At 63.5% G+C, this 20,228-nt stretch carries 24 protein-coding genes; 20 read left to right on the top strand and 4 right to left on the bottom strand.

The window, feature by feature from the left end; all coding sequences use genetic code 11:
- The first annotated feature begins 152 nt into the window (after nucleotides 1–152).
- From IT41_RS07485 to IT41_RS07480, 3 genes are all read left to right on the top strand, one after another.
- The gene (locus tag IT41_RS07485; RefSeq protein ID WP_036740062.1) at nucleotides 153–1,349 is read left to right on the top strand and encodes a hypothetical protein; all 1,197 of its coding nucleotides are present in this window, start codon (nucleotides 153–155) and stop codon (nucleotides 1,347–1,349) included.
- Nucleotides 1,350–1,662: 313 nt separating this feature from the next.
- The gene (locus tag IT41_RS19830) at nucleotides 1,663–1,878 is read left to right on the top strand and encodes a transcriptional regulator domain-containing protein (RefSeq protein ID WP_074948014.1); all 216 of its coding nucleotides are present in this window, start codon (nucleotides 1,663–1,665) and stop codon (nucleotides 1,876–1,878) included.
- Nucleotides 1,805–2,437: a DUF2285 domain-containing protein gene (locus IT41_RS07480; RefSeq protein WP_081967488.1), complete on the top strand. Its 633-nt coding sequence runs from the start codon at nucleotides 1,805–1,807 to the stop codon at nucleotides 2,435–2,437. The genes IT41_RS19830 and IT41_RS07480 overlap by 74 nt, the downstream gene beginning before the upstream one ends.
- A 46-nt stretch (nucleotides 2,438–2,483) precedes the next feature.
- On the opposite strand, the gene IT41_RS07475 is transcribed toward IT41_RS07480, so the two are convergent.
- The 3 genes from IT41_RS07475 to IT41_RS07465 all read right to left on the bottom strand — a co-directional run bounded on the left by IT41_RS07475 (nucleotide 2,484) and on the right by IT41_RS07465 (nucleotide 4,268).
- The gene (locus tag IT41_RS07475; RefSeq protein WP_074948015.1) at nucleotides 2,484–3,194 is read right to left on the bottom strand and encodes a PIN domain-containing protein; all 711 of its coding nucleotides are present in this window, start codon (nucleotides 3,192–3,194) and stop codon (nucleotides 2,484–2,486) included.
- A 5-nt stretch (nucleotides 3,195–3,199) separates the two neighbouring features.
- A complete protein-coding gene (locus tag IT41_RS07470) occupies nucleotides 3,200–3,871 on the bottom strand; it encodes a hypothetical protein (RefSeq protein WP_036739999.1) in 672 nt (223 codons plus the stop codon).
- Between the two features lie 109 nt (nucleotides 3,872–3,980).
- Nucleotides 3,981–4,268, bottom strand: coding sequence for a DNA -binding domain-containing protein (locus IT41_RS07465; protein WP_036739998.1), 288 nt, complete (start codon nucleotides 4,266–4,268; stop codon nucleotides 3,981–3,983).
- 470 nt (nucleotides 4,269–4,738) lie between these two features.
- Between IT41_RS07465 and IT41_RS07460 the strand changes: the two genes are divergently transcribed.
- The 9 genes from IT41_RS07460 (at nucleotide 4,739) to IT41_RS07420 (ending at nucleotide 11,709) form a co-directional block, all read left to right on the top strand.
- On the top strand, nucleotides 4,739–5,011 hold the full coding sequence (locus tag IT41_RS07460) for a helix-turn-helix transcriptional regulator (RefSeq protein WP_036176815.1): 273 nt from the start codon (nucleotides 4,739–4,741) through the stop codon (nucleotides 5,009–5,011).
- The gene (locus tag IT41_RS07455; protein WP_036739997.1) at nucleotides 5,012–6,040 is read left to right on the top strand and encodes a replication initiator protein A; all 1,029 of its coding nucleotides are present in this window, start codon (nucleotides 5,012–5,014) and stop codon (nucleotides 6,038–6,040) included. It abuts the gene before it with no gap.
- Nucleotides 6,037–6,690, top strand: a complete 654-nt coding sequence (gene parA, locus IT41_RS07450) for a ParA family partition ATPase (RefSeq protein WP_036739995.1) — start codon at nucleotides 6,037–6,039, stop codon at nucleotides 6,688–6,690. The genes IT41_RS07455 and parA overlap by 4 nt, the downstream gene beginning before the upstream one ends.
- Nucleotides 6,687–6,941 (top strand): hypothetical protein, encoded by a 255-nt coding sequence (locus IT41_RS07445; protein ID WP_036739993.1) that lies wholly within the window; start codon nucleotides 6,687–6,689, stop codon nucleotides 6,939–6,941. Before parA ends, IT41_RS07445 begins: the two co-directional genes overlap by 4 nt.
- Nucleotides 6,938–7,456 (top strand): DUF2840 domain-containing protein, encoded by a 519-nt coding sequence (locus tag IT41_RS07440; protein WP_036739992.1) that lies wholly within the window; start codon nucleotides 6,938–6,940, stop codon nucleotides 7,454–7,456. Before IT41_RS07445 ends, IT41_RS07440 begins: the two co-directional genes overlap by 4 nt.
- Nucleotides 7,453–8,010 carry a S26 family signal peptidase gene (locus IT41_RS07435; RefSeq protein ID WP_036739990.1) on the top strand — a complete coding sequence of 186 codons (558 nt, stop codon included), beginning with the start codon at nucleotides 7,453–7,455 and terminating at the stop codon, nucleotides 8,008–8,010. The genes IT41_RS07440 and IT41_RS07435 overlap by 4 nt, the downstream gene beginning before the upstream one ends.
- Before the next feature lie 67 nt (nucleotides 8,011–8,077).
- A complete protein-coding gene (locus tag IT41_RS07430) occupies nucleotides 8,078–8,425 on the top strand; it encodes a DUF736 domain-containing protein (protein ID WP_036739989.1) in 348 nt (115 codons plus the stop codon).
- A 4-nt stretch (nucleotides 8,426–8,429) separates the two neighbouring features.
- Nucleotides 8,430–9,341: a lytic transglycosylase domain-containing protein gene (locus IT41_RS07425; protein WP_036739988.1), complete on the top strand. Its 912-nt coding sequence runs from the start codon at nucleotides 8,430–8,432 to the stop codon at nucleotides 9,339–9,341.
- Nucleotides 9,342–9,654: 313 nt separating this feature from the next.
- The gene (locus IT41_RS07420; protein WP_036739987.1) at nucleotides 9,655–11,709 is read left to right on the top strand and encodes a relaxase/mobilization nuclease domain-containing protein; all 2,055 of its coding nucleotides are present in this window, start codon (nucleotides 9,655–9,657) and stop codon (nucleotides 11,707–11,709) included.
- A 58-nt stretch (nucleotides 11,710–11,767) separates the two neighbouring features.
- On the opposite strand, the gene IT41_RS07415 is transcribed toward IT41_RS07420, so the two are convergent.
- Nucleotides 11,768–12,352, bottom strand: coding sequence for a TetR/AcrR family transcriptional regulator (locus IT41_RS07415; RefSeq protein WP_036739985.1), 585 nt, complete (start codon nucleotides 12,350–12,352; stop codon nucleotides 11,768–11,770).
- 79 nt (nucleotides 12,353–12,431) lie between these two features.
- Between IT41_RS07415 and IT41_RS07410 the strand changes: the two genes are divergently transcribed.
- From IT41_RS07410 to IT41_RS07375, 8 genes are all read left to right on the top strand, one after another.
- Entirely contained in the window at nucleotides 12,432–14,012 is a 1,581-nt protein-coding gene (locus IT41_RS07410; protein WP_197055983.1) for an MFS transporter, read from the top strand.
- Nucleotides 14,013–14,016: 4 nt separating this feature from the next.
- Nucleotides 14,017–14,856 carry an SDR family oxidoreductase gene (locus IT41_RS07405; RefSeq protein WP_036739983.1) on the top strand — a complete coding sequence of 280 codons (840 nt, stop codon included), beginning with the start codon at nucleotides 14,017–14,019 and terminating at the stop codon, nucleotides 14,854–14,856.
- 9 nt (nucleotides 14,857–14,865) lie between these two features.
- On the top strand, nucleotides 14,866–15,831 hold the full coding sequence (locus IT41_RS07400) for a LysR family transcriptional regulator (RefSeq protein ID WP_052081338.1): 966 nt from the start codon (nucleotides 14,866–14,868) through the stop codon (nucleotides 15,829–15,831).
- 184 nt (nucleotides 15,832–16,015) lie between these two features.
- The gene (locus tag IT41_RS07395; RefSeq protein WP_036739981.1) at nucleotides 16,016–17,995 is read left to right on the top strand and encodes a conjugal transfer protein TraG; all 1,980 of its coding nucleotides are present in this window, start codon (nucleotides 16,016–16,018) and stop codon (nucleotides 17,993–17,995) included.
- Between the two features lie 29 nt (nucleotides 17,996–18,024).
- Nucleotides 18,025–18,468: a ribbon-helix-helix domain-containing protein gene (locus IT41_RS07390; RefSeq protein ID WP_425320044.1), complete on the top strand. Its 444-nt coding sequence runs from the start codon at nucleotides 18,025–18,027 to the stop codon at nucleotides 18,466–18,468.
- A gap of 194 nt (nucleotides 18,469–18,662) precedes the next feature.
- Nucleotides 18,663–19,610: a P-type conjugative transfer ATPase TrbB gene (gene trbB, locus IT41_RS07385; protein WP_425320045.1), complete on the top strand. Its 948-nt coding sequence runs from the start codon at nucleotides 18,663–18,665 to the stop codon at nucleotides 19,608–19,610.
- Nucleotides 19,607–19,939 carry a TrbC/VirB2 family type IV secretion system protein gene (locus tag IT41_RS07380; protein WP_036739977.1) on the top strand — a complete coding sequence of 111 codons (333 nt, stop codon included), beginning with the start codon at nucleotides 19,607–19,609 and terminating at the stop codon, nucleotides 19,937–19,939. Before trbB ends, IT41_RS07380 begins: the two co-directional genes overlap by 4 nt.
- On the top strand, nucleotides 19,939–20,220 hold the full coding sequence (locus IT41_RS07375; RefSeq protein ID WP_036739975.1) for a VirB3 family type IV secretion system protein: 282 nt from the start codon (nucleotides 19,939–19,941) through the stop codon (nucleotides 20,218–20,220). Before IT41_RS07380 ends, IT41_RS07375 begins: the two co-directional genes overlap by 1 nt.
- Nucleotides 20,221–20,228: the final 8 nt, after the last annotated feature.

The raw sequence follows: 20,228 nt of genomic DNA, 5'->3' as shown, positions 1-20,228 counted from the left end.
GCGCATCTTCGTCATCACTTCGATTCGCTTGTGCAGGCCGGGTGATCCCCCTCCGCCCGTCCGCCCTTGCACCTTGCACCCCCCGGTCTCGCCGACGGGCAGGGTTGCAGCGCAGCGCTGCGCTCCAACCCAAGCCCATGAAAGGAAAGACCATGAACACCATGACCCTGAACCATCACCAGCAGCCCGTTTCCAAGGGCTTCCGCGTGGACATTTCGCGCGGCGAGAATATCGGCCGGGTTTCGTCGGAATGGTTCTCGCGCCCGGATGATGAACGCTATCTGTCGCTGACCGAGCTTTACGACGCCGTGAAGTCCCGCGCGGATCGCGCCAAGGCCCGCACCGTGGAGAGCCGCGCCGTGCGCGTGGAAGCCAGCCGCGACGATGCGGAGCGGCTTTCGCTGATCGTCCCCGGACAGGAGCAGCCTGTCGCCCCGACGCATTGGAGTTTCGGCCAGCTTTGCAGCCTTGTCGGCGCACCCGCCCGCTACCTGCGCGACCTTCCCGCACCGCTGGCGGGCATCAATCTGCAACATGGCCTTGTCAACCATCGCGGCGAATTGGTGAAGACGCTGGAAACCGAGGACGGGCGCGTTGAGCTTCGCGCCGTGACCGGCCCGGACTACGGGCGCATCTGGGACCATGACCTTGTCGCCGCCGTCATGAAGATCGCGGGCAATGGCGTCGGCGATACCATGTGGAAGGTGCCGGGCGTTCTGGATTGGGCGACCATGACGCACAATCCATTCGTGGACGTGACCAAGGACACGACCACGCTTTACGCCAGCGACCGCGACGTTTTCCTGTTTCTGGTGGACGATACGCACCCAATCGAGGCCGGACGCCTGCCGAACGGCGACCCCGACCTTTATTTTCGGGGGTTCTATTGCTGGAACAGCGAAGTCGGATCGAAGACCCTCGGCATCGCTTCCTTCTATCTCCGGGCGGTTTGCATGAACCGCAACCTTTGGGGCGTGGAAGGGTTCGAGGAAATCAGCATCCGGCACAGCAAGTTTGCCGCGCAGCGTTTCGCCCATGAAGCGGCCCCGGCTTTGACCAGCTTCGCCAATTCCTCGCCCGCGCCATTCGTGGCCGGGATCAGGGCGGCGCGGGAGCGGATCGTCGCCCGCACCGACGAGGACCGGCAAACCTTCCTGCGCAAGCGCGGGTTCAGCAAGGCCGAGACCGGCAAGATCATCGAAACCGTGTTGCAGGAGGAAGGCCGCCCACCCGAAAGCATCTTCGATTTCGTGCAGGGCATGACGGCCCATGCCCGCAGCAAGGCGCATCAGGACAGTCGCCTTGAACTGGAGGCGAAGGCCAAGACCTTGCTGGAGAAGGCCGCCTAATCAGCAGAGCCGCGCAGCCGGAAACCCGGTTGCGCGGCTTTGCGCTTTTCAGGCTTTCAGGGTTCACAAATTTTCCGCCGATCCGGTGTCGCGGATCGGCGTTGCGGCCGTGCCCGAGAACATGGCCGCGCTCGCCGGGCTGCGCCCGGCTCGCAAAATCACGCAAACACTGTTAAGAAGAAAATAACTATAAGTGTTCTGGATATACGAACAACATTTCAGATCATACAGACTATTTCCCGCATAGGTCGTGCCCGAAACTCCTTGGTCCGGGTGTCTCCCCAAGCACCCGTGAGTAAAGGGAGGGTGCGCCATGCTGAAGATCGATTGGCGGGCGCCGGCGGCCTACACGCACACGCGAAAGATTCCCGCCGCCGGATTCGCCTGGGAGTATCTGCGTCGCAATGACGACTACCGAGAGGATTTCCGGCTTCTCGTCCGCGCGAAACGCCCGGATGCGACCGAGCTGGAAGCCTTCGCCCGACGCTGGGGCTTGCGATTTCCCGCACGATCCCGACGCCGCGCCTGACCGCGATCCGCTGTTCTGGTCGCCCCGGTTTCAGCCCCAAGCCGTCAAACTCGTGCCGGCCGAGCCGGATGCGACGGCAAGCCATTCGACCGTCGTTCTCGCCCATCTCGACGGCCTCGACCTGCGTCGCGCTGCCGATGGCTGGCACGGTATCTGGCAGGCGGATGGTATCGAACATCAATTCTGGCTATCCGAATCCGTGCCGGATGCGGCGGCGTTCTACGCCGTCGAACTGCCTCTGGACGACTTCATGGAGCTTCGCGCCCACGCGGCGCGGCGCTTCTGGCGATCCCTCAAGGGCCGAACACCTGGCCCCGACTTCCGCAACATGCCCGCCCAGCTCCGGCAATGGCATATCCTGTCCCTGCGCGCGCTCGATGCCCGGCTGCGCGGCGAGAGCTACCGCACCATTGCCGAAGTCCTGCTTGGCTTTCGGGGCGCAAAGGAGGATTTCGAGAGCGATCCGAGCAAGAACAAGGCGCGTCGCCTCGTCGCCCATGGCATCAGGATGATGCGCGGCGGCTACCGGCTCCTGCTGCACTATCCGATCAAGGTTTAACCAAGTTGAATTTTCTTGCTGCTTTGGTCTTGTCAGTTGCGCTTCTCTACCGCGCTATCGGCAACCCTAGAAGATGTCGCGTCTCGTGAAGAGCACGACTGTACCGCATACCAACGGCGGCAAACTCGGCCGCGATATCCGCGTTCAAAACGCTCGTGGTACTAGACACGAACTCTTTAGTGTTTGAAGACGCAAAGACGATATCAGCGGTATGCCCTAAATTTCGCAGATTTCCTGCCACCTCCAGGTAGCTCTCGACCACGATGCAGTCCTTCGATGAGTCTTTACCTGGCTTCGCCGGGGTTCGTTTTTGCGTCATGCGGGCAATGGCCCGGTACGTCAAATCGGGGGTAGTATCATGAGTTAGTGCCGCGCCCAGAATATCGGCCATGACAGCTTCAGCGATGGGAACACGCGTAAGAAAGTGACTGATCTGGGTTTGGCTGGGCTGCCCAAGAGCTTCTGACCATTTGTCGATCCGCACAATCTCGTCCCGCAGTTTCCGTAGAGCCGTGTTTGTGTCCTCGCGGACTGCCGGGAGATTGTCGTTGAGCTCGTTGCGTACTTGCTCCGCAACCACGCATCCAATGGCTTCGTTTTCAACGACGCCATCTCGGATAGCCTTGCCCGCGAGCATCGCGTTTCCATCCACGTTCTCGCGACGCGGCGAGCGCAATAGATCCAGAAGAATGCAGGTATCTGGAAGCAGGACAGGCACATTTACCTGTGCAATCGCTTGTAGAGAGGCGTAGGCCAACGTGCTTACCCTCTCAAGATCGTATCATATGCTCCAAGAAGAGAAATTCCCTGCTCGAATTCTATGGCAAGCTTGTTGGCCGAAGTCTCGTCCCAACCATCGACTTCGATCAACCATTGCATAAGGATATCAACGGGCAGGTTATCGCCGTTGCGATGTGCTTCGATCACAAACCTCTCCCAACGTTCGCGGTCATTGGGGTGAGAGTTCGTTGTGCTCTTGTTGGCCAAGGCGGAGAACCGGCGCAGGGAATCGGCGGCTTCGGCACTCGTCCAGGTATCCAGACTGCGAACATCGTCGGTTAGCGAAAGCGTGAGCTGATCTCGAACGCTGGCCTTGTCGACAACCTCGGCCACAAAACAGATAAGAAGATCATTATAGAGCTTGACGCCCAATTCTCCGACATCGGCGGGTACGATATTCGTAACCGTGTATGTTTCCCCGCGCTGCCAGAGCGTCAATGTCGACTTTGGAAGGGTGTGGCCAGTATATTCAAATACGAGGATATCTTCCTGACGCATACCGACAGCGTGATCTTTGAGGTTGGCTTCCTGCTCTTCATTGTGATCCCACTCTCGGGTCTCGACGCTGAGCAGCGATGCACGGATGTCACCGAGTGGGACATGATCTGAACCAATAGTCAGGTCCCGGAAGACCTCGATACCTGCCTGTGCCATACGTTTTCTTCTCACCCGCTTAATCGCCTACGCCGTTAGGTATGTCTCACACATGACATGCAAACCGCGCAAGATTTTCAGGTCCGCGTAGCGGCCACAATTCGCCTTTTCACGCCTTGTTGGCAGCAGCCTGTTCCAGTATCCGCTTGTAACCCTCACGCGAAAGCCATTGCGCACGTTCGAGATGGCTTTGCCAGCATCGGCGTGTCCTGAACTCGTCGCCGACCGGATCGCGGTGCAACACGATCTCGGCCACTTCCTTCCAGTCCGCGCCTTCCGCCTTCGCGTCGAGCAGCCGCAGATAGGTCACGAAATGCGCTTCGTCGTAGGGTGTGATGTCGTTTCCCGCTGGCGCTTCATCGTCCACATCGGGATCGAGTTCGACGGGCATTTGCATCGTCGTTCCCCTTCTACCCGGAAGAGCCGTGGCTTGCGGTGCGCCCCCGCAATTGGCCCCTCTGACCTGGTGATCGGGGAGTTAGTAACCGTCACGAAACGGCCCCGTGGCCTTTAGGCGGGCAGCCCTGGACATGCGCCACGGGCTCCCCGACCATAAGGTCAAGGAGTGTGGTGCCGTCATGGCCAGCACCAGCCATTCGTGAGGGGTTACTAAGCCCCAGAGCAGCGCGTCTGCTCCGCGTTCAGTCTTACCCGACCCGCACGGGATTGTCTTCGCCGAATTGGCGCGCGCGCCACTGACACGCTGAATCTCTCCATCTTTTCAGCCTGATCCCGCCCCGGAGGGGGGTGCCGCCAGCGCGGGTGCGCAAATGCGGCACGCTACAGGCCGCCGGTCCCTCGCCATGGTTCGCCATAGCGCGCCGCCGTCATCGGCAGCGCCATCCACTGACGAACCGGAGGGAATCCATGGCGAACCGCCGCAATGCGGACCTGCCGCCGCGCCTTCTGCGCACACAGGAAGCCGCACGCTTCCTCGGCATTTCGATCCGCACCCTTGAAAAACACCGCACCTACGGAACCGGCCCGCTCTATCGAAAGATCGGCGGCCGTGTCCTCTATACCCTGCGCGATCTGGAAGCCTGGAGCGCCATCGGCACGCGCAAATCCACCAGCGACACAAGCGCCGGCACCGTCTTCGCCGCGCGCCCGCTCACCCCCGAAGAGCGGGACGAGTGCTGAATGCTGCGCGACAACGATCATATTCCCGCGCGGGCCGAGAACGACAGCGAGCGCAGCCGCCTCGATCCTTTCGTGGTCGCAACTGGCGATGCGAGCCCACGCGATCAGCGCGATTTGATGGAGCGGCCGTTCTTCTCGCTGGCGAAGCGGCCCCGCACCACGCCGATCCTTTACCGGGCCGCCGATGTCGAGGTGCAGGTGTTGGCCATGCCCGAACATGGCATGGCGACGATCTGGGATGCCGATGTGCTGATCTGGGCCGCTTCGCAAATCGTCGCGGCCGAGAACAACGGCATCCCTACGTCGCGTTTCTTCCGCTTCATGCCCTATCAGCTTCTGCGCTCGATCGGGCGGGCTACGGGCAATCGCGACTATCTGCTGCTCAAGGCCGCGCTCGCCCGCCTGCAATCCACCGTCATCGCCACGACCATCCGCAACGGCAAGCACTGGCGGCGGCGTCAGTTCTCGTGGATCAACGAATGGGAGGAAATGACGACGCGCGCCGGCCGCGTCGAGGGCATGGAGTTCGTCCTGCCCGAATGGTTCTACAACAGCGTCATCGACCGTTCGCTGGTGCTGACCATCGACCCGGCCTATTTCCGGCTGACGGGCGGGATCGAGCGCTGGCTGTATCGCGTCGCCCGCAAGCACGCCGGACGCCAGCCCGAGGGCTGGGCGTTCGAGGTTTCCCACCTTCACCAGAAATCCGGCAGTGCGGCGCGGCCGTCCGACTTTGCGCTCGACCTGCGCAGGATCGCGGCACGTCAATCTCTGCCCGGCTACCTGCTCCAGAGCGAATGGGAAGACGGGCGCGAACTGCTGCGTTTCCTGCCCGAAAATCTATCCACAGTGCCTGTGGAAACCCCTGTGAATCCTATCGGGACATTAGGCGCACGCAGTATCGGGACATTAGGCGCAAATCGCACCCCGGACTCTATAGAAGACTCTAACAGAGAATCTAACTTCTCTTCTTTGACGCGCGCGCAGGCGAGCCATGGTGCCGGTGCTACCCGGCGAGGTGCGCCATGATCGTCGCACTCCTCAACCAGAAGGGTGGCGTCGGCAAGACCACGCTGGCGCTGCATCTCGCCGGAGCCTGGGCAGCTCAGGGACAGCGCGTCACCCTGATCGACGCCGATCCGCAAGGCTCGGCCCTCGACTGGTCGCAGCGGCGCGGCCATGAGGGACTGCCGAGGCTGTTCACCGTCATCGGCCTGGCTCGCGATACGCTGCACCGCGAAGCCCCGGAGCTGGCCCGCAACGCCGATCATGTCGTCATCGACGGGCCGCCGCGTGTCGCCGCTCTGATGCGCTCGGCGCTCCTCGCCGCCGACCTGGTGCTGATCCCGGTGCAGCCATCCCCCTTCGACGGCTGGGCCTCGGCCGAGATGCTGGCGCTTCTCAGGAAAGCGCGCATCTACCGGCCCGAACTGGCCGCGCGTTTGGTGCTCAACCGTTGCGGCGCCCGCACCGTCATCGCCCGCGAGACGGCCGAGACGCTGGCCGACCACGATCCGCCCTTGCTCGCCACCACCATCGGCCAGCGCGTCGTCTTCGCCGACGCTGCGCAGTCCGGTCGGCTCGCATCCGAGATCGACGCCGACAGCCCGGCCGCGCGCGAGATCGCAGCGCTCGCCGCCGAGATCGACCGTCTCGGCGTGGGGAGGATCACAACATGACCGGACGCACCCACAAGCCCAGCTTCGCGTCCCGGCCGGGCAATCCCGATAGCTGGATCAAGGCTGCCGACACGCCGTCCGCCAGCAAGGCTGCTGGCGAGGCGTTCACCGCCCGCCTGACGATCGACATCACGCCCGAGCTGCGCGGGCGCATCAAGGTCGCCGCCTTCCGGCGAGGCATCACCGTCACCGACATGCTGCGAGACCTGCTCGCCCGCGAATTTCCCGCCTCCGAAGGAGATCCGATATGACCGACAACGCAGCCCGCCGCTTGCACGGCCGTCTGCTGCCGGACGGACCCGCGCCTTTCACCACATTGGTCGAACTGACCTTCCAGAAGCGCAAGGTCGAGCACTGGATACGTTTCGGCCGCAAGAGCTACGAACAGATCCTCGATCGCCGCCGCAGCATCGTCGGCTTCGCGCCCGGTAGCATCTTCGCCTTCGTGCGATGGGCGTCCGGCGAGCATGGCACGATCATTTCCCGCATCGACATCCTGCGCGCCATCGGCCGCGGCGAGCCGTTCCAGACGCTGCCCTTCGTCCGCCCCGGCGGCGACATCCTGTTGCGTCTCGATGGCTGGGCGAAGGTGCAGCGCGCGCTTGCCGTCATCGACGCCGTGGAAGCGCTCGGCCTCGATCCCGCCGACATATCGCCGGAGCACTGGCGGCACGTCCACAACCGTCTGACTGCCGGTCTGGAGCCGCACGCCTATACGCCCGAGCGACACGCCGCCTGGCTCGGCCGCCAGAGGATCGACCCATGACGCGCCCCCGCATCCTCGTGGTAACGGCGTTGGCCGTCACAGGTCTCACTGCCGCCAGCGTCGTCGATGTTCCGACGAAACTGATCTGGAACGCCACCGCCAGCGCGCCCATCGGTTTCTACACCGTCGAACCGGCCGACGCGCTCAACGTGCCGGAGCTGGTCGCCGTCATGCCGCCGGAACCGCTGGAGCGATTCATGGTCGAACGCGGCTATGTCGGGCGCGGCGTGCCGCTCCTGAAGCGTGTCCTCGGACTACCGGGACAGCGGGTTTGCCGCTTGCAATCCACGATCACGGTGGACGGGATCGAGATGGGCGACGCGCTCGACCGCGACCGGATCGGCCGCGATCTGCCCGTCTGGCAGGGATGCCGCGTCATCGTCCCCGGCGAAATCTTCCTCATGAATTGGGAGGTCCGCGGCAGCCTGGACGGCCGCTATTTCGGACCCATCCCCGCAAGTTCCGTCATCGGCCGAGCGGTCCCGCTCTGGACCGATGAGGAAGGCGACGGCCGCTACGAATGGCGCGCCCAGACCAGCGCAATGGCGCAATGACCGCTTCCCCATCGGCGGGGGCGGTGCCCGCCTATGGTATCCCAACCTCACCGCCAAGGAGACTGTCATGCCCCAGATTGGTGAATTTGCGCGCGACGAGGCCGGCTTCATCGGACACCTCGGAACGCTCTTGCTGCATCAGGACATCATCATCGTCGCGGCAGAGCCGTCCGACGCGGAGAACGCACCGAATTATCGCGTTCACCTCTTCGACGCCATGAGCAACGAAACCGGCCCGGAGGTCGGCGCGGCCTGGAAACGCACTGGCGAGAAGGCCGGCGAATATCTTTCCGTGCTGCTGGACGATCCCACATTCCCGCATCCGATCCGCGCCAACCTGTTCCGCGACGACGACGCGGGCGCGTCGTGGTCGCTACACTGGAGCCGCCCGAAGCCGCGCGACGAGCGGGACTAAGGCCATGCGATCCCGCGTCATCCCCGCGCTCAGAACTCTCATCCCGTTGTTCGCGGAAAGACCGTTTCATCCCGTCGTCCCGCTCAGGCGCAAGACCGCCGGCGCGCGCAGCGAAGGTCAGGGGCGGCGTTTCGCCGGCGCTTGCGCCTTGCCCTTGACCGCAGCGAGCACGCTGGCAGGCTGGTCTCAAAGCGGAGACAGGGCGGCATGGCGTTATGCCGTTCTGCTGACCGCCGCCATGCTGTCGCTCGGCGCGGGATCGACAATGGCCGTTGCGCAATCGACGCCGATGGTCCGAACCGCCGCCGTCGATCCCCACGCCGCCCACATTGCGGACGCGGCGCGGCGCTTCGGCATCCCCGAGCACTGGATTATCGCCGTGCTGCGCACTGAGAGCGTGGGCGACGTGCGCGCGGTGTCATCGGCCGGCGCGATGGGGTTGATGCAGGTCATGCCCGACACCTGGGCGGGCCTGCGCATCCGTCATCGGCTCGGCCGCGATCCCTACGACCCGCGCGATAACATCCTCGCAGGCACGGCCTATCTGCGCGAGATGTTCGACCGCTACGGCAATGTCGCGGCGATGCTGGCGGCCTACAATGCCGGTCCCGGTCGCTACGACGAATACCTTGCGACCGGCCGCGCATTGCCACCGGAGACCCGCGCCTATGTCGCTGCGCTCGCGCCGGTCCTCGGCGGCGAGGCTTCTCCCGATGCAGCGCCGCCACCGCCCGGCTGGCGCGAAGCTCCGCTTTTCGTCACGCGCTCTGCCGACGCGCGGACTGTCGCCGCGCCGCCATTCGGGGCGCAATCCGGCGACGACCGCGCGACCGTTCCGGTGCGCGGTCCCGTCGATGCGGAGCCGGAAACCGGCAGCATTTTCGTGGCCCGCGCGGAGGACGGGGGAACGCCATGAGGACGGCGATCCGGCGCACGGCGCGATCCATTCCGGTGTCCAGTCAGGCAGGTTTGCGCCTGGCTGGAATCCCGGCGGGAAAGGCGAAAAGGGCGGTAAGAAGGGAGGGCAAGATTGAAGGAACCGGCACCATGTCGGGCCGGTTTCCGAAATTCTTGTTGTCTGCACACTGGTTAGGTGGCCGTTTCCGGCACTGTTGCTTTGAGGCGTGCAGTGCCGCGATTTCGCGCAACGCCTTGGCGTCTCTGGGTTTCGACCGGCACCATACCCGCCGATTGCCCGATTTTCCGCGATTTCGGTGGGAGGCGCATCCATGAGCGCCGACGACGAAAACCGCTTTCGGCCCAAGCCCGGCCGCATCCGCTCGGACACGCCGCGCGCGGGCAAGACAAAGAGCTTTCTCACCCAGGCCAAGAAGATCGCGCGGCAGCAGCGCCGCACCTCGCCCCGCGTCGGTTTCGGAACGGCGGCGTTCACGCCCGCGACCCCGGCGGGTTCGGGTGTTGTCCTGTCGAGCGGCAAGGGCTTGAAGCGCGGGCGCGGCGCGGTCTTTGTCCGCACCCGCAATCTCGGTGGCGGCTGGCATCACCGGCAGCCGGGTGCGAGGCGTGTCATGGTCCAGCAGCGCTACATCCTTCACCCCGGAAAGGGCCGGAAGGCGCAATCCCATCTGCGCTATATCCAGCGCGACGGCACATCGCGCGACGGCGAGCGAGGGCAGCTTTATTCGCGCGCCGAGCACTGCGCCGATGGCGGTGCTTTCCTTGAACGCGGCCAGGACGACCGCCACCAGTTCCGGTTCATCGTCTCGCCCGAGGACGGTGCGGAGCTGTCCAGCCTCACGGCCTATACCCGCGACCTCATGGGCCGGATGGAAGCCGATCTTAGCACCCGGCTCGATTGGGTCGCGGTCAATCACTACAACACCGGCCACCCCCATGTGCATGTCATCGTCCGGGGCAAGGACGAGCTGGGGCAGGATCTGGTGATCAACGGCGATTACATCGTTCATGGTATTCGCGAGCGGGCCAGCGAGTTGGCAACGCTGGAACTCGGTCATGTCAGCGAGATCGAGCAGAGCCGCAAACTCACCGCCGAGATCGACCAGGATCGTTTCACCGGCATCGACCGGGCCATGGCCGAGGAAGCCGATGCGCGGTTTCTTGACCTGCGCCACGAACCCGGAGAGCCGAAGCGGCAGTTTGAGCGCACGCTTCGCCTTCGCCGGCTGTCCAAGCTGGGGCGCATGGGCCTCGCCACCGAACATGCGCCCGGCGTCTGGGAATTGAGCGAGCGGCTGGAACCGACCCTGCGCGAGCTGGGAGAGCGCGGCGACATTATCCGCACCATGCAAAAGTCGCTCGCCGCCGATGGGATCGAACGCGATCCCATGACCTTCCGTATCCATGAGGGCGCACCCGCCACGCCTGTCACCGGCCGCGTCCTCGACAAATATCTCGCCAACGAACTGGGCGTCAATCTCACCATCGTCGTGGACGGGATCGACGGGCGGACGCACCACATCGCCAACATCGACCCCATGCAGTTGGAGGATGCCCGGATCGGCGGCGTCATCGAGATCGGACGTGCCGAGGCGACGGCCCGACCCTCCGACCGCACCATTGCGGCCATCGCCGAGGACGGTATCTATCGACCGAGTCGCCATCTGGAGCAGGCGAAGTTCGAGGGCCGCGTTCCGGGTGGTGACTACGAGGGCTATGTCGATGCCCATGTGCGCCGGCTGGAGGCATTGCGCCGGGCCGGGATCGCGGAGCGCATCGGCGCCGATCAATGGCGCATCCCGGACGACTTCGAGAGCCGTGCCGCCGCCTATGATGCCCGCCGCACCCGGCAGGCCAGCGTGCGCCTCCTGTCGGCCTTCGGTCTGGAAAAGCAAATCGGTGCCGATGGCTCGACCTGGCTCGACCGGCGGCTGGTTTCGCCAGACGTTTCCGATCTAGCGCCGGTTGGCTTCGGTCAGCAGGTACAAGAGGCGATGGACCGTCGTCGCGAGCATCACATCAAGCGCGGAGATGCCTCGCGCCAGCCGGACGGCCGAACCTTCTATCGGCGCAATCTTCTCGCCACACTGCGCACGCGGGAGGTCGCGCGTGTCGGTGCCGAGATGGCGCATGACAAGGCTCTGCCGTTCCGTGCCGCCGCGGATGGCGAGACCGTCAGCGGCAAGTTCACCAACACCGTGCAGCTATCGAGCGGCAAGTTCGCCATCGTCGAGAAGGCGCACGAGTTCACCCTTGTCCCCTGGCGGCCGGTCATCGACCGCCAGCTCGGCCGCGAGGTCATGGGCGTTGTGCAGGGTGGTTCGGTGTCGTGGCAATTGGGAAGGCAGAGGGGGTTGGGGCTGTAGTCCTTGTGACGGACGATCTTGGCGGCCGGGCATCACGCAAAGCGTGTTGAGCGGGCTATCATGACGCCGCGCCTGTTCCAGACGCAATTCCCCGCAATAGAATATCAATATGCTTGTCGAGCAATTCGGTGCCAGGTGTTTTCGTGAGGCTCCATGCAATAGCGTTTGCCAGTAGGAACACATCTTCGGCCGTGACGTTCGCCCGAATCTGATCGGCCTCCTTAGCGCGAACCAGAATGCGATCCGTCAGGCTTTCCAACGAGCCGCACACCACGGCGAAGCTTCCTGATTTTCCCGCAGAGGCATCGAGGACGCGATTCGGAAGCCCGCTGTAAGTTCTGGAAAACATGGCTATTTCCCGAAGCCATGCAGCGAGCGCGTCGAATGGATCGCGCCCCTGCGCATACTTTTCCGAATTTCGGACTAGCTGATCCACGTCATCCTGTATTGCTGCCGCTATCAAGTCTTCCCGCGTCGGGAAGTGACGGTAGAGCGTGCCTTGGCCAACTCCTACCGTTTTAGCGATTTCTTCCAACGGAGCATCGACACCCTTGGAGGCGAACGCTGCCCGAGCGGCTTCTACGATCAGATCACGGTTGCGGCGTGCGTCCGCGCGGAGAGGACGGGAGGATGGGGTTATCATGGTTTCAGGCTAGCACTTGACTCAAGCGGACACAATGTCCATTTAAGCGGATGAAGTGTCCGTTTATAAGAGGTCAGTCGTGCCCGATCCCGAAGATGTGCAGGATGTTCAAGCAGCTCAGCGACGTTGGCTTGCCCTTGGGGCCTTGGTGTTGCCAGTCCTGCTTGTTTCCATGGACCTATCGGTCCTCTACTTGGCAGTCCCCCACATCAGCGCCGATCTGACGCCAAGCAGCAGTCAGATGCTTTGGATACTCGACATCTACGGCTTCGTGCTGGCAGGACTTCTTATCGTGATGGGAAGCCTTGGCGACAAGATCGGTCGCCGCAGGCTGTTGCTCGCCGGAGCCTCGCTATTCGGGGTGGCATCGTTGCTGGCAGCATTTGCGCCAAGCCCCGAGTTTCTTATCGCGGCCCGCGCGCTGATGGGGGTTGGCGGCGCTACGTTGATGCCATCAACGCTGGCACTGATCCGCAGCGTTTTCCATGACCCGGAAGAAAGAACACGCGCAATCGGGCTATGGACCGCCGCCTTTGCAGGTGGCGGGGTTCTCGGCCCGGTGGTGGGAGGTGTGCTGCTAAGCTACTTCGATTGGGGTTCTGTCTTCCTCATCAATGTCCCGGTCATCATCATCCTGCTCGTTGTCGCACCGAAGCTCGTGCCGGAGCATCGCCACGACGAACAAGGCGGCTTCGATCTCTTTGGGGCAGCCCTCTCATTAGCGGCGGTTCTCGCGTTCATTTACGCGCTCAAAAAGGGGGCAGAAGCGGGTATCTGGTCCGCCACCAGCGGATCGTTCCTCTTGCTCAGCTTGATTCTATCGCTGGGCTTCCTCGTGCAACAACGCTCGGCACGCCAGCCGCTGATCGACTTCACTCTGTTTCGGCGCAGAAAGTTCGTTGCCGGTATACTCACGGTTACATTGGGAATGTTGGCATTGACCGGCCCAACCATGTATCTGGCGCAGTATCTCCAGCTCGTGCTGTCCATGTCTCCGCTGGCTGCTGCGCTTTGGATGGTTCCACTTACGCTTGCGTCAATGGCCGGTGCGATGGCTGCAACGATTGTTGTCGCACGGTGGGGCCTTTCGCGAACCTTGTTCGTCGGGTTTTCTCTGGCTGCTGGCGGCTTGGCGGTTACAGCGACGACACCGCCGCAGGACGGTCTAGCCATCGTGTTGATCGGCGGCTCTCTGCTGGGGACCGGCGTAACGACAATCATGTCGCTTTCGACAGATGTGGTGGTGGCTGCCGCGCCGATAGAGCGCGCAGGAGCAGCATCCGCGCTTTCAGAAACCGGCTCCGAACTCGGTGCGGCGTTAGGTATTGCACTCACGGGAACGCTGGGAACGGTGATTTACCGCGCTTCGTTGTCACTTCCTGCTGAACTTCCAGAAGCATTGCAGGAAGCGGCAGCGCAAACGCTCGGTGCGGCTATATCGGTGTCCGACACCCTCACTGGACCAGCCGCCGATGCGCTTCGTTTGAGCGCCCGGCAAGCCTTCACGTCCGGCTTCACCACGGCAGCGGCGGTCGGAGCAATCATGATGGTTGCCCTTGCCCTTCTGGTGCCTTGGCTCATGCGGTCTGCACCCAGCAAACACGAGCTTCAATCAACGGTGGCCACCGAAGCCACCGCAGAAATCAGCGCAAAGGAGTAGGAATATGATCGTCGTCACAGGCGCTACGGGTTCGGTCGGGAAACATCTGGTTCGCAACCTTCATTCACAACAGGTCGAAGTCGTCGCAGCGGTGCGCGATCAAACACGGGCCTCCTTGCCGGAGGGAGTGCGAAGCGTGGCGATGGATATAGAAAATCTGTCGTCGGTAGAAAACGCGGTCGCAGGAGCGGACGCCGTTTTCTGGCTCTGGCCTTCCCTGTCGGGTTCGGAGACAGCCGAGGCGGGCGGCGATATAGGCCGGATACTCGGTGCCTCAGGCGCGCGCGTTACCTATCTTTCCGCAGAGGCGGCAGCGGCCGAGCCTACTTCGTCGTGGGCGATCATGGAAAATGCCATTGAGCAGGCCGTTGCAGAATGGACGATCCTACGTTGCACGGGATTTGCGAAGAATGTTCGCATGTGGATACCACAAATCCAGTCGGGCGATACGGTTCGCTGGCCCTTCGCAAACGCGACACGCTCACTGATACATGAGGCGGACATCGCGGATGCCGCCGCCGCAACGCTGATCGACAAAACTCACACCGGGCAACGCTATACCCTAACGGGGCCAAGCGCATTGCGGCAGGTCGATCAGGTAAAGATCATCGGAAAGACCATTGGTCGAAATCTGAATTGGGACGAAGAACCGTTTGAAGAAGCCCGTGATCGCCTCGCTCAAGAGTTTGGTGACCTGGAACTCGCCGAATACATCATGGAAAGCTGGCAGGAGTTTATAGACAAGCCCGAGCCGGTTACTTCCTCGGTCCGAATGCTTACAGGCCATGATCCTAGATCGTTTGAAAGCTGGGTTCTGGATCACGCGCACGAGTTCCGTGGATAGGAGGGCGGTATGCGCAGGCGGCGATCCAACCCGCTCAATGATCATCCATGGGGAACGCCGACCGCGCTCGGATCGCGTATCCCCCTCGCGTCGCTGATCCAAACGCTTGCTGTCGCCGAATATCTTAACTTCCGCCACGCTGCCAATGCGCTCGGTGTGGCGCAATCCAGCGTCAGCGCCCGCGTGAAAGCGCTGGAAGAAGACCTTGGCATCCTCCTATTCGAGCGCCATGCGCGCGGCGTCCGGTTGACCGAGGCGGGACGCCACTTCGTCGAGCGGATCGCGGCCGGCGTCGATCAACTCGACCATGCGGTGAAGACTGCGAGCATGGCGGCGGTGGGTGAGTGCGGCCGGCTTCGTATCGGCATCCATGCCCTGATCCCGCGCAGCTTCCTCGCCGAACTGATCGGGCGGTTTCGGGAAGACCACCCCGGCATCGAGGTCGAAATCGCCGAGGGCACGGCCCGCGATACCGTCATGCAGCTACGTGCCAACATGCTCGACATAGTTTTCGTGGCCGGCACACCCGAACTGCCCGACTGCAATTCCCGCCTCATTTGGACGGAGCCGCTGGTCGCCGTCCTGTCGGAGCAGCACCGTCTTGCCGGGCAGGCAACCGTCACATGGGCCGATCTGGTCAGCGAGACGTTCCTTGTCCGGCATGGCGGCACCGGCCCGCAAGCGCATGACCATATCGTTCTGCGCCTCGCCGGAAGCTGGCCCTCGCCGTCGATCCTGCGTTTCGACGTGGGGCGCGGCACCCTGTTGTCCTTGGTCGGACAGGGCTTCGGCATCACCATCGTCGGCGCGGCCACGGCACTGCTGCCGACGTCCGGCGTCGTCTTTCTGCCGTTCGCCGACGAGCCGGAGCCGATCACGTTCTCGGCGATCTGGTCGCCGACCAACCGCAGCACGGCGCTTCGCAACCTGCTCACGCTCGCCAGCGACATGGGCCGTCCGTCCCGCACCTACTGACTTCTAGCAGCGATTCGTTTCCGCCAGCCGGCATAGGCACCAGCATCGGCGACGGTCCCGAGGCAACCCGTCCTATTTACCGCCGATAGTATCCGGCAACCCTCCGGCATCCTCTTTCCTGTTGCCCATCCCGATTCTGACTACTCTCTGATCGGCTCCGTCCCTTTTGCATACTGGAGCCTGGATGCGCGGAGGTCGAATCTTATGGGGCCAGATCGCGGTGGTTTTCACCATCGTTCTGGTGATGACCTGGGCGGCGACGCAATGGGTTGCCTTCCGCCTCGGCTTTCAGCCGCAGCTTGGCAATCCATGGTTCGATCTGGCCGGCTGGCCGATCTATTATCCGCCGGCCTTCTTCTGGTGGTGGTTTTCGTTCGACGCCTACGCGCCCGCGATCTTCGTCGAAGGTGCGATCATCGCCGCGTCCGGCGGCTTCATTGCCATCGCCGCCGCCATCTTTATGTCGATCATCCGCGCGCGGGAGGCAAAGAACGTCGCCACCTATGGATCGGCGCGATGGGCGGAGGACAAGGAAATCCGCGCGGCCGGATTGCTCGGGCCGGATGGCGTGGTGCTCGGCCGACATACACAAGACTACCTGCGCCATGACGGCCCCGAGCACGTGCTATGCTTCGCCCCGACCCGCAGCGGCAAAGGCGTCGGGCTGGTGGTGCCGACGCTACTGACCTGGCCGGGAAGCTGCATCGTCCACGACATCAAGGGCGAGAACTGGACGCTGACGGCAGGCTTCCGGGCGAAGCATGGCCGCGTCCTGCTGTTCGATCCGACCAGCGCCAGATCGTCCGCCTACAATCCGCTGCTGGAAGTCCGGCAAGGAGAATGGGAAGTCCGCGACGTTCAGAACATCGCGGATATTCTGGTCGATCCCGAAGGCAGCTTGGACAAACGCAATCATTGGGAAAAGACCAGCCACAGCCTGCTTGTCGGTGCGATCCTGCATGTGCTCTATGCCGAGCCGGACAAGACCTTGGCGGGCGTCGCCAACTTCCTGTCCGATCCGCGTCGTCCGGTCGAGGCGACCTTACGCGCCATGATGGACACGCAGCATCTCGGCGAGGCCGACGTTCATCCCGTCATTGCGTCATCCGCGCGCGAGCTGCTGAACAAGTCCGAGAACGAGCGGTCGGGTGTGCTCTCCACCGCCATGTCGTTTCTTGGCCTCTACCGCGATCCCGTGGTGGCGCGGGTGACGGCCCGCTGCGACTGGCGCATTGCCGATCTGGTCGGCAGCAAAGAGCCGGTCAGTCTCTATCTGGTCGTGCCGCCGTCCGACATCAACCGCACCAAGCCGCTTATCCGCCTGATCCTCAACCAGATCGGCCGCCGGCTGACTGAGGATTTGAACACCTCCGGCAAGCGCCATCGGCTGCTGTTGATGCTGGACGAGTTTCCAGCGCTCGGTCGGCTCGACTTCTTTGAATCCGCACTCGCCTTCATGGCGGGCTACGGGATCAAATCCTTCCTGATCGCGCAGAGTCTCAACCAGATCGAGCGCGCCTACGGCCAAAACAATTCGATCCTCGACAATTGCCATGTCCGCGTGAGTTTCGCGACCAACGACGAGCGCACGGCCAAGCGGGTGAGCGACGCGCTCGGCACCGCGACCGAGCTACGGGATTCCACCAACTATGCCGGCCATCGCCTCGCACCCTGGCTCGGGCATTTGATGGTTTCCCGGCAGGAGACGGCCCGGCCGCTGCTCACGCCAGGCGAAATCATGCAACTTCCACCTACCGACGAAATCGTCATGGTCGCGGGCACGCCGCCGATCCGCGCCACCAAGGCGCGCTACTTCGAGGATTCGCGGTTCACCGAACGCCTCCTGGCTCCGCCCGATCCGGCTTCCGATTCCGCTATGAGGCCGTCACCCGACGACTGGACGAGCCGCGTGGTCGCGCAGAAGGGCGATGCCCAGTCCACGGCCAACGGGACGGAAGGCGATCCGGCCAATGCCGGCATCCGCCGCGAACCGGAATTACCCGAGCATGAGGAAATCGTTCCGCCGCCGTCTCCGGCACGGGAGTTCGACATCCTTGACGACGAACCGGACCTGGACGCTGCCAAGGCCCGCGCCCTGCGTCAGCGCATGCGCGCGGTCGCCCGGCAGGCGTCAATGAACCCCGATGACGGGATCGAGCTTTGAGGAACCCGCCCATGACCACACGAACCCGCATGAACGTCTATTTCGATCCCGAATTGCTGCAACAGGTCGAGATGCTTGCGCTGCGCCGCAATGTCTCCAAATCCGCCATCGTGGAGGCGTCCGTCGCTTCCTTCCTGTCCGGCGACGCGGCGGATCGGCTGGAGGCGGCCATGACGCGCCGTCTGGACAGGCTCGGACGACAGATGGACGGGCTCGACGAAGATCTCGCCGTGCTCGGCGAGACGCTTTCGCTGTTCGTCCAGTTCTGGCTGACGATCACGCCGCCGATCTCCGACACCGGGCAATCGTCTGCCCGCGCGAAAGGCGTGGAACGGTTCGAGGGCTTCATTCAGACCCTCGGCAAGCGGCTCGCCACCGGAGACAGATTCCTCAAGGAGCTGTCGCGCGATGTCGATTCGCTTGGGGACAGTCCCGCGCAGCGGCCGTCCGCCCCCGATAACGACCGACCCTGAATTTTCAAACCGTCCTATTTGCCGCCGATCACCGCCGATGGCCGCACACGCGTAAATAGTTGTTGAGTCGGCCCAAAATCAGGTTCTTTTAATCGACCCCGATGCGGGGACCGACTGTCGCGCGCCCCGTCGAAAGCGGGGCCGACATGACTGCCACACATCATAGACCGGAGGCAATCCAGCGCGGCGCGCGGATGTTGCGCACCGCGCTTGGCCCGGCCATTGCCCGGTTTCTGGAAGACCCGGCCGTGGTCGAGGTCATGCTGAACCCGGATGGCCGCATCTGGATCGACCGTCTTTCCGAAGGGCTGGCGGATACGGGCGAAACGATGTCGCCGGCCGATGGCGAGCGCATCGTGCGCCTGGTCGCACACCATGTCGGCGTCGAGGTTCATGCCCGCAGTCCCCGCGTCTCGGCCGAACTTCCCGAGAGCGGCGAACGCTTTGAAGGCTTGCTTCCCCCGGTGGTTTCCTCGCCGGCCTTCGCCATCCGCAAGCCGGCTGTCGCGGTGTTCAGCCTCGATGACTATGTGGCGGCCGGCATCATGTCTGCCGACCAGGCCGCGACGTTACGCGCGGCCGTTTCTTCCCGCGCCAACATCCTCGTGGCGGGTGGCACCAGCACCGGCAAGACCACACTGACCAACGCGCTTCTGGCCGAAATCGCCAAGGGCGCGGATCGTGTCGTCATCATCGAGGACACGCGCGAGCTGCAATGCGCCGCGCGCAACCTCGTCGCGATGCGGACGAAAGACGGCGTAGCGACCCTTTCCGATCTGGTCCGTTCCTCGCTGCGCCTGCGCCCCGACCGCATCCCCATCGGCGAGGTGCGCGGATCGGAAGCCCTCGACCTGCTCAAAGCCTGGGGAACGGGACACCCCGGCGGCATCGGCACCATCCACGCCGGCACCGGCATCGGTGCGCTCCGCCGTCTTGAACAGCTCATTCAGGAGGGCGTCGTCACTGTCCCGCGCGCGCTGATCGCCGAGACCATCGACCTTGTTGCCGTCCTTTCCGGGCGCGGTTCCGCGCGCCGGCTGGCCGAACTCGCCCGCGTCGAAGGGCTGGGGCCGGACGGCGACTACCGCATCACGCATCTCAGCCCTTTGGCAACCCCCATCAGAACTGGAGACCCCGAATGATCCGTCATGCCATGCGCATCCGTCGCCACGTCGCCACGGCCGCGGCCTTCACCTATGTCAGCCTCTTCATGGCTCCGGCCGCCCATGCCTCGGGATCGTCGATGCCATGGGAAGCGCCGCTGCAATCCATCCTCGAATCCATCGAGGGGCCGGTCGCCAAGATCATCGCCGTCATCATCATCATCGTGACCGGCCTGACGCTGGCGTTCGGCGATACCAGCGGCGGCTTCCGCCGCCTGATCCAGATCGTGTTCGGCCTGTCCATCGCCTTCGCCGCATCGAGCTTTTTCCTGTCGTTCTTCTCGTTTGGCGGCGGGGCGCTCGTTTGATGGCGGGCGGCCTCGAACAGCTCGACGCGGTGCCGGGTTTCTCGGTCCCGGTCCATCGGGCGCTGACCGAGCATATCCTGCTTGGCGGCGCACCGCGCGCCATCGCCATCATGAACGGAACGCTGGCCGGGGCCGTGGGCCTCGGCCTGCGCCTCTGGCTGGTCGGCCTTGCGATATGGGCCATCGGCCATTTCGCAGCCGTGTGGGCGGCGAAGCGCGATCCCCAATTTGTCGAGGTCGGACGCAGGCATCTGCGCGTCCCGGCTTTTCTGGCGGTGTGAGGGCGCGG

Origin of the sequence: Paracoccus halophilus, from assembly GCF_000763905.1 — a bacterium.
Classification (GTDB): Bacteria; Pseudomonadota; Alphaproteobacteria; order Rhodobacterales; family Rhodobacteraceae; genus Paracoccus; species Paracoccus halophilus.
Note: the sequence above shows the minus strand (reverse complement) of the source record. Positions and strands in the feature narration are given on the sequence as shown.